The sequence below is a fragment of the Clostridiales bacterium genome (assembly GCA_030016385.1).
GTDB lineage: Bacteria > Bacillota > Clostridia > Clostridiales > Oxobacteraceae > JASEJN01.
The window spans coordinates 1-7,540 of record JASEJN010000093.1; the positions used below are offsets into that span (position 1 = coordinate 1).

At 37.3% G+C, this 7,540-nt stretch carries 8 protein-coding genes, 1 pseudogene and 1 riboswitch; of the genes and pseudogenes, 1 reads left to right on the forward strand and 8 read right to left on the reverse strand.

All coding sequences use genetic code 11. The features are described from left to right. Window positions 1-28: 28 nt before the first annotated feature. The 8 genes and pseudogenes from QME45_14095 to QME45_14130 all read right to left on the reverse strand — a co-directional run bounded on the left by QME45_14095 (window position 29) and on the right by QME45_14130 (window position 6,705). Entirely contained in the window at window positions 29-835 is an 807-nt protein-coding gene (locus QME45_14095) for a sugar phosphate isomerase/epimerase family protein (GenBank protein ID MDI6619762.1), read from the reverse strand. Beyond that, window positions 832-1,677 carry an ABC transporter ATP-binding protein gene (locus tag QME45_14100; protein MDI6619763.1) on the reverse strand — a complete coding sequence of 282 codons (846 nt, stop codon included), beginning with the start codon at window positions 1,675-1,677 and terminating at the stop codon, window positions 832-834. The genes QME45_14095 and QME45_14100 overlap by 4 nt, the downstream gene beginning before the upstream one ends. Before the next feature lie 61 nt (window positions 1,678-1,738). Continuing rightward, the gene (locus QME45_14105; protein MDI6619764.1) at window positions 1,739-1,945 is read right to left on the reverse strand and encodes an ATP-binding cassette domain-containing protein; all 207 of its coding nucleotides are present in this window, start codon (window positions 1,943-1,945) and stop codon (window positions 1,739-1,741) included. Between the two features lie 13 nt (window positions 1,946-1,958). Then, window positions 1,959-2,301: pseudogene (locus QME45_14110) on the reverse strand (ABC transporter permease subunit). 270 nt (window positions 2,302-2,571) lie between these two features. Further along, entirely contained in the window at window positions 2,572-3,603 is a 1,032-nt protein-coding gene (locus QME45_14115; protein MDI6619765.1) for an ABC transporter substrate-binding protein, read from the reverse strand. 506 nt (window positions 3,604-4,109) lie between these two features. Further along, a complete protein-coding gene (groL, locus tag QME45_14120; GenBank protein MDI6619766.1) occupies window positions 4,110-5,729 on the reverse strand; it encodes a chaperonin GroEL in 1,620 nt (539 codons plus the stop codon). 22 nt (window positions 5,730-5,751) lie between these two features. Beyond that, window positions 5,752-6,036: a co-chaperone GroES gene (gene groES, locus QME45_14125; protein ID MDI6619767.1), complete on the reverse strand. Its 285-nt coding sequence runs from the start codon at window positions 6,034-6,036 to the stop codon at window positions 5,752-5,754. 231 nt (window positions 6,037-6,267) lie between these two features. Next, entirely contained in the window at window positions 6,268-6,705 is a 438-nt protein-coding gene (locus QME45_14130) for an ACT domain-containing protein (protein ID MDI6619768.1), read from the reverse strand. A gap of 144 nt (window positions 6,706-6,849) precedes the next feature. Beyond that, window positions 6,850-6,973, forward strand: a riboswitch (cyclic di-AMP (ydaO/yuaA leader). A gap of 2 nt (window positions 6,974-6,975) precedes the next feature. On the opposite strand from QME45_14130, the gene QME45_14135 reads away from it, so the two are divergent. Then, on the forward strand, window positions 6,976-7,494 hold the full coding sequence (locus tag QME45_14135) for a cell wall hydrolase (protein MDI6619769.1): 519 nt from the start codon (window positions 6,976-6,978) through the stop codon (window positions 7,492-7,494). Window positions 7,495-7,540: the final 46 nt, after the last annotated feature.

Sequence of the window (7,540 nt, forward strand, 5' to 3'; positions counted from 1 at the left end):
TACCACACGTTATCACCTGATATGCCAATTATTTGAAGAGCCCTATTAGCCATTCTGCATCCTGTGCTATATAATCGATTCTATCTTTATATCTGTCAGAATACTCAAGAACTAAATCTTTATCAGGAGTAAATAGCTTATAAAGCCTTGCAAACTTTTCAAAATCAAAGCTGCCTTCTCTAATTCTGTCATGAGAGTCGGATATTCCATCATTATTATGTAGATGATATGCTATGATTTTCCCTTTCAAAACAGTTATGATTTTCTCTATATTCCAGCTGTTTGCATTTGCATGGCCGACATCTATCAATACTGGATTGGGTATGGATAATGCCATTTCAATAAATTCGTCTTCTGTCCAAAGATTGTTACCATATGAATTAATTCCTGCATTTTCTACACACAGAATCACCGAATTCGCGTTGGCATAATCTGTCAACTCTTTTAACTGTATATTGCTATTTTTTATGATCTGTTCCCTCTCTTCTGTCGGAACCTTCCTGTTATTATGATGATGCACTACAAATTTACCGTTTAGCCTGTTGCACCAATCAATCGTCTTTTTATTCTGGAAAATTGACTTGCTATATTCTTCAGTGTTTTTAGGAGCGGAAGGCTCAACACCATAATAAGCTCCGTGAAATGTTACTTTCATATTTTTCAAATATTCCTCATTCTTTTCCAATAACTCCTCAAAGCCCTCCTGGTCCCATAAAGGAAATATTTCGATGCCCTTATCATTATATTTAACATCTTTAATTGCTTTAATTAAATCATATATTTTCGACCAATCTTCAACTTTGCTGAAAATATTTGTACTTATAAGTATACTCATAATCGCCCTACCACTCCATCTATTGAATCGGGATATCCTAATGAATTCAATGTTTTGCCGTCAAAAACATGGATTTTTTCCGGATTGAAAATGGCATTTATTTGTGAACCGTATTTATATTTCATGTTATCTGCCAGAGCTATTATCTCTGTTTTGCCGACATCTATATAAATTCCTTTTTTGCTCCCGTAATTTTCAATGTATTTTATCGTACCCTTAACAGAAAATCTGTCTTTTGCCGATGCCAATATGATATCTTCCGGTCTTATCCCTATATATACTATATCTGAGCTGCTTTTTTCAGATACAAACCTGCACCAATCTTCACACAAATTGTAATTTATCTTATCAAACCATATATTCCCGCTTTCATATCTTCCTTTGATTATATTCATAGGAGGTGAACCTATAAAACCAGCTGTGAATACATTCTTGGGCCTTCTATATACTTCTTCCGGAGTTGCCAGCATCTGCAATTCACCCTTATTAAACAACGCTATTCTATTGCCTATGGTCATAGCTTCTGTTTGATCATGGGTTACATATACATATGTTTGCTGAAAAATATCATGAAGTTCAACCAGGCCTTTTCTTGCGCTTGCCCTTAGCTGAACGTCAAGGTTAGATAAAGGCTCGTCTAAAAGAAAATAATCCGCCCTCTTTACTATAGCTCTGGCAAGGGCAACTCTCTGCCTTTGGCCTCCCGATAACTCCCTTGGCTTTCTTTTTTCCAACCCATCAAGTTTTAATAATTCTATAGCTTTTTTATACCTTTTATCTATTTCAGCACGGCCAATTTTATGAACTTTCATTCCGTATTTTATATTCTCCTCGACACTCATGTGAGGATACAGGACATAATTTTGAAATACCATGGAAACATTCCTTTGCCCGCTGGGTACTTCATTGACCCTTTTTTCCCCCCATTACCAGATCACCTTTTATGATACTCTCAAGACCTGCAACCATTCTTAAAAGCGTAGACTTGCCGCAACCCGAAGGCCCCAATATCACCAATCTTTCTCCATCCTCTATTTTCATATCTAAATCTCTAATTACATTAGTGTCACCATAGGATTTAGATACATTTTTAAATATAATATCTTTCATTTGAACCCTCCCATTACTTTATGCCGGAAAAAGAAAATGTATCTATTATATATTTTTGAAATATTATATATAAGCTTAAAGGAATTATCATAGTAAGTACGGAAACCGCCATCGCTATTGTAAATTCCGTTCCTCCTTCAGAACTGATGAACATCTGAAGCGCCAAAGATAACGTGTAATTTTCCTTGGTTTTTAAAATTAAAACCGGCCATACATATTCGTTCCAGGAATTGATAAAGAAAATTATTCCGGTAGATGTAATAGCCGGTCTTGTCAATGGCATGATAATATCTTTTATTGTTCTCGTATTGCCGATGTCTTCTAAACGGGCATATTCAATTAAGGACTTAAGGAACTATAAAATTTATAACTAAAAGAATTACAATGTATAAAAAGGTATTATTTAATACTTTAAAGGTTATCGGATCCTTAAACAAATTAATATAATTATTCAATCCAACAAATCTCTTATTAGGACTTATTAAGTTCCAATTAAAAAAGCTCAAATATATTGTCCTGATAAGGGGATAGAACATAAAGATGCACAGCATCAAAAAAGATGGCAATATAAACGCTGCTGATATAATTGTATTTTTAGTTCTGGAATTCATATTCTTCACTCTTTTTTATTTTAAAAGTCCATTGATTTCATTTTGGGTCTTTTTCATAGCCTCTTCAGCACTTACGCTTCCGTTTAAAACCTGTTCCCTCATATCAAGAAGTTTCTGTTCCACAACGAGACCTGCATCACCCGGAAAACTTGCCCATGATCTTACACTGTCCATTTGTTCAATAGCCGGTGTCATCAATTTATTCTTTTCGAGAAAACCCTTAAGTCCGTTTTCCGCCTCAGCTACACCCTTTTTAGGAGGAACATACCCTGTGCCTATAGTCCATGCTGCCATAGATTCTGTGCTATATAAAAATTTCATGAACTCCCGGGCAGCTTTTTGTTGTTCTTTATCTTTTGCCGTTATGGCTAAAAAGCAGCCTCCAGCGGGTACGGCCCTGTCTTTACCTTCCCATACCGGCGATTTTACAGCTTCCAAATCAAATTTTGCCTGCTCTTGAAGACTTGCTCTCCTTGCTATCGTTGTGTATGCCATTCCTATATCTCCCGATGCAAAGGACTGCATTCCTTCATCCCATGATGTGTGAAGAGCGCTTTTATCTTTTAACACCATATCAGCATAAGCCTGAAATGCCTTAATTCCTTCCGGTGATGCAAAACTTGCCTGAACTTTGCCGCCATTCTTTGACAGCATTGAAGCGCCGTTACTCTCTATTATCGCTTGTTGTCCCCAGAAATCCGCAGGTTCCTGAACATAAAGCCCGTATTTTCCGGTTTTCTCTTTAATGGTTTTCGCATATTCAATAACCTGTTCCCATGTTTCAGGCGCTTTGTCTCCTAATCCCGTTTTTTCAAAAATATCCTTGTTGTAATATAATACAGGTGTACTTAAAGAGTATGCTATTCCGGCATTCTCTCCCTTGCTGTTCTTGGACAAATCCAATATATTCTCTAAAAAATTATCCTTTAAATAATTTTTATCTTCCGTTAAATATTTATCGATAACTGACTGAGGAGTTGCATATTGAAAACTGTTTGAAAAATAATCTAAGAAAGCCCAGCCTAAAAACCTTTTGCTTTCTTTCATTCATTTCACCCCTATACAATTATTTTTCTACAAAACTGGAATAAAATTTTTTCACGGGTGCATATTATATACATCCTTTTTTCACTGCATAAATTAACTCCGGAATATCGAGACTTTTAAAAAACTATCGCTATAAAATTTTGATTTACAAGTAAATTATAGTTTTTATATTTTAAGAAACCGTAAAGCCACGGTTAAAGATATATAAAACACAACAGATCCCGATTTGAAATGCAAAACAAGAAAACCGCATTAAAAAAGGAGGAAAATCGGACAGATAACTATAATTTTTTAATTTTTTTGTCTAACATTTGGGGTGCACTTCAGCGGGCAGGGTGATTATTTTTTTTCTTATTGTTCATATTGTTTAGATTAACAATTAAGGAAATTAGTGATATGGTAAACACGCCGAATGCAATCATTATCTCGATTGCAAAGAGCCTTAAAAATAAAAACGCAAGGATGATTCCCTGCGTTTTTATGTGCTTTATTCTTATTAATACATTTTAATACATTCCGTTCATTCCGGCCGGCGCCTGCGGAGCTGGAGGATTCTCCTCCGGTATGTCTGCAACAACAGCTTCAGTTGTAAGCAATGTGGCTGCAATCGACGCAGCGTTTTCCAATGCCGTCCTCGTAACCTTCGTCGGATCTACGATGCCTGCCCCTACCATATCGACATATTTGTTGTTCAATGCATCAAACCCGAATCCCGGCTTGCTGTTTCTGACTTTTTCAATTATAACAGAACCCTCGAGTCCTGCATTCTCAGCTATCTGACGCAGTGGCTCTTCCAAGGCCTTCTTTACTATTTCAACTCCTGTCTTGACATCGCCCTCAGCCTTTATGTTTGCGATTGCTGGAATTATATTTATATAGGATACGCCGCCTCCGGGCACTATGCCTTCCTGTGTGGCAGCCTTCGTGGCCGATAAGGCATCCTCAATCCTCATCTTCTTTTCTTTAAGTTCCGTTTCAGTTGCCGCTCCAACCTTTATAACAGCGACTCCGCCTGCAAGTTTTGCAAGCCTTTCCTGAAGCTTCTCTTTATCAAAATCAGAAGTTGTCTCCTCTATCTGCTTCCTTATCTGTGCGACTCTGTCCTTTATATCATTTTTATCGCCTGCGCCATTTGTTATTATGGTGTCCTCTTTGTTTATTCTTATCTTTTCAGCCCTGCCGAGCATATCAATAGTCGTATCCTTAAGTTCGTATCCTATTTTATCGGATATGACCGTTCCGCCTGTTAATATCGCTATATCCTGAAGCATTTCTCCCCTTCTGTCGCCAAATCCCGGGGCTTTAACGGCAACGCATGTAAACGTACCTCTCAATCTGTTTACGATTAGAGTTGCAAGAGCTTCACCATCGACATCATCGGCAATCAGCAAAAGCTTGCCTCCCTGCTGAGCGATCTGTTCCAGTAGGGGAAGAATATCCTGTATATTTGATATCTTTTTATCAGTTATAAGCACATAAGGATCTTCCAGTACGGCTTCCATCTTTTCAGTATCGGTCGCCATATAAGGAGATATATATCCTCTGTCAAACTGCATGCCTTCAACAACTTTATATTCAGTCGTCGTCGTTTTTGATTCTTCAACAGTTATAACGCCGTCATTGCCTACTTCTTCCATTGTATCTGCTATAAGCTTTCCTGTTTCTTCATTTGATGCGGAAATAGATGCGACTCTCGCGATATCGTCCTTTCCGTTAATGGGCTTGCTTATTTTTTTAATTTCCTCTATGGCGACATCAGCAGCCTTCTTTATCCCTGTCCTCAAAAGCATCGGGTTTGCACCCGCCGCAACATTTTTCAGGCCTTCCCTTATAATCGCCTGGGCTAAAACCGTAGCCGTTGTTGTCCCATCTCCTGCAACATCGTTCGTCTTGGTTGCAACTTCTTTTACAAGCTGTGCACCCATATTCTCAAATGGATCTTCAACCTCTATTTCCTTGGCAATGGTAACGCCATCATTGACTATAAGCGGCGCACCATATTTTTTATCGAGAACAACATTTCTTCCCTTCGGTCCGAGTGTAATCTTTACAGTATTTGCGAGATTGTCAACGCCCCTTTGCAGGGCACGCCTCGCCTCTTCACCGTATTTTAATTGTTTTGCCATTTAAATAATCCCTCCAAAAGCCTTATTCTATTACTGCCAGCAAATCGTCCTGTTTCAATATAGTATACTCTTGATCTTCAATTTTTACATCGGTTCCTGCATATTTTGAAAATATAACCTTGTCTCCTACCTTAACATACATTGTGACTTCTTTCCCATCTACAACACCGCCAGGACCTACTGCAACAACCTCAGCCATCTGTGGTTTCTCCTTAGCAGTGCCTGGAAGAACAATACCGCTTTTTGTCTTCTCTTCTGCTTCTATCTTTTTTATAACTACTCTGTCGCCCAATGGTTTTATGTTCATGATTTAACCTCCTATGTATTATTATACTTTATTTCATCAATTATTAGCACTCGATTATAGCGAGTGCTAACCACAAATAATATGATAAATAAACAGGCAGATATTATCAAGCACTGCAAAACAAATACAGCAAGCATATTATGGCTTTATATCGTGATATGCAATATTATGCATCTACTGCGCCTTATTGCTTCACATTTCTTATTTATGCTTAATATTGCATGTAAATTGCTATGTTCTCGATAATATTTCGACTTTTTTTACACCGTCGAGTGATTTTAAATTATTCACTAAATCCGCGAGATTTTTTTTCATTTTAATGGTTTCTATGGAAATTGCCACTATGGCAATACCATTTACAGGTATATTCTGATTTATAGTTAGTATGTTTGCACCGCTGTCCGCCGTACAGTCAAGTATGCGCGAAAGTATCCCGGGTTCGTTTTTCAGGCTTAATGAGAATGTTACAATCCTTGTCCTTGTATTTTCATAAAATTCATAAACGCTGTTCTTGTATTTATAATATGTGCTTCTGCTTATATTAAGCTTATTGCATGCATCATTTATAGAAATATGCATATCCGTTTCAAGCAATTTCTTCACATCGACGACTTTTTTAAAGACTTCAGGCAGAACGGATCCTTCGACTATATAATATTTTAGCTCCATTTTAATTGCCCCTTTTATGAATTAGAATATGAAATGTAATCCTGCAGATAAATGTTAAAGAAAAATCTATCTACGAATATATTATCAAATTTGCATCTTCATTTCAAAAAAATAGCAATAATTTTTTTTGAAAAATGGGGAATAATAGACTTGAAGCCGAAGTTTATCAAAAACACGGGGGAACCAATAAAGGGGTGAATCGCAAAATGCGTAGGTTATGCCTTTACCGAATCCGTCAGCTAACCTCGTAGGCAAAAGGAGGTTCATATAATGGATAAAAATGTATTGAGTTTTTTTATTCCGGCGATTACCGGGTTGCTGTTTGCAGGTACTGTAAGCGCAAAAAACCTGGACAGCAGTTATTTAAGGATATTCACACCGTATCATGACGTGAAAGGTGTATTTTCAAATAGCGCTGAAAGGCAGTTTACCGATGATGAAATCGATTTGATTGCAAAAATAGTGCAGGCTGAAAGCAATGGCGAGCCTTTTGAAGGAAAAGTTGCAGTCGCAAGCGTCGTACTAAACAGGTTAAACAGCCCGAACTTTCCAAAATCCATTTATGATATTGTTTACCAGAAAAATGCATTTTCTTGCATTAAAGGCGGAAAAATCAACGCTAAACCTGATGTTGAGGCATACAAAGCTGTTAACCGGGCTTTAAGCGGCGATGATCCTACAGAAAACGCGCTTTTCTTCTATAACCCGAAAACCGCTTCGAATAAATGGATGAAGAGCACATCAAAATATAGAGCCGTTATAATCGGAAACCATGTTTTCTTCAGATAAATAAAACAAAAGCCGTGAATTCACGGCTTTTGTTTTATTTATCTGA

Coding starts and splice junctions, on each gene's coding strand:
- QME45_14100 (MDI6619763.1), bottom strand. CDS start 1,677: ATGAGTGTCGAGGAGAATATAAAATACGGAATGAAAGTTCATAAAATT.
- QME45_14105 (MDI6619764.1), bottom strand. CDS start 1,945: ATGAAAGATATTATATTTAAAAATGTATCTAAATCCTATGGTGACACT.
- QME45_14095 (MDI6619762.1), bottom strand. CDS start 835: ATGAGTATACTTATAAGTACAAATATTTTCAGCAAAGTTGAAGATTGG.
- QME45_14130 (MDI6619768.1), bottom strand. CDS start 6,705: ATGGAGCTAAAATATTATATAGTCGAAGGATCCGTTCTGCCTGAAGTC.
- QME45_14135 (MDI6619769.1), top strand. CDS start 6,976: ATGGATAAAAATGTATTGAGTTTTTTTATTCCGGCGATTACCGGGTTG.
- groL (MDI6619766.1), bottom strand. CDS start 5,729: ATGGCAAAACAATTAAAATACGGTGAAGAGGCGAGGCGTGCCCTGCAA.
- groES (MDI6619767.1), bottom strand. CDS start 6,036: ATGAACATAAAACCATTGGGCGACAGAGTAGTTATAAAAAAGATAGAA.
- QME45_14115 (MDI6619765.1), bottom strand. CDS start 3,603: ATGAAAGAAAGCAAAAGGTTTTTAGGCTGGGCTTTCTTAGATTATTTT.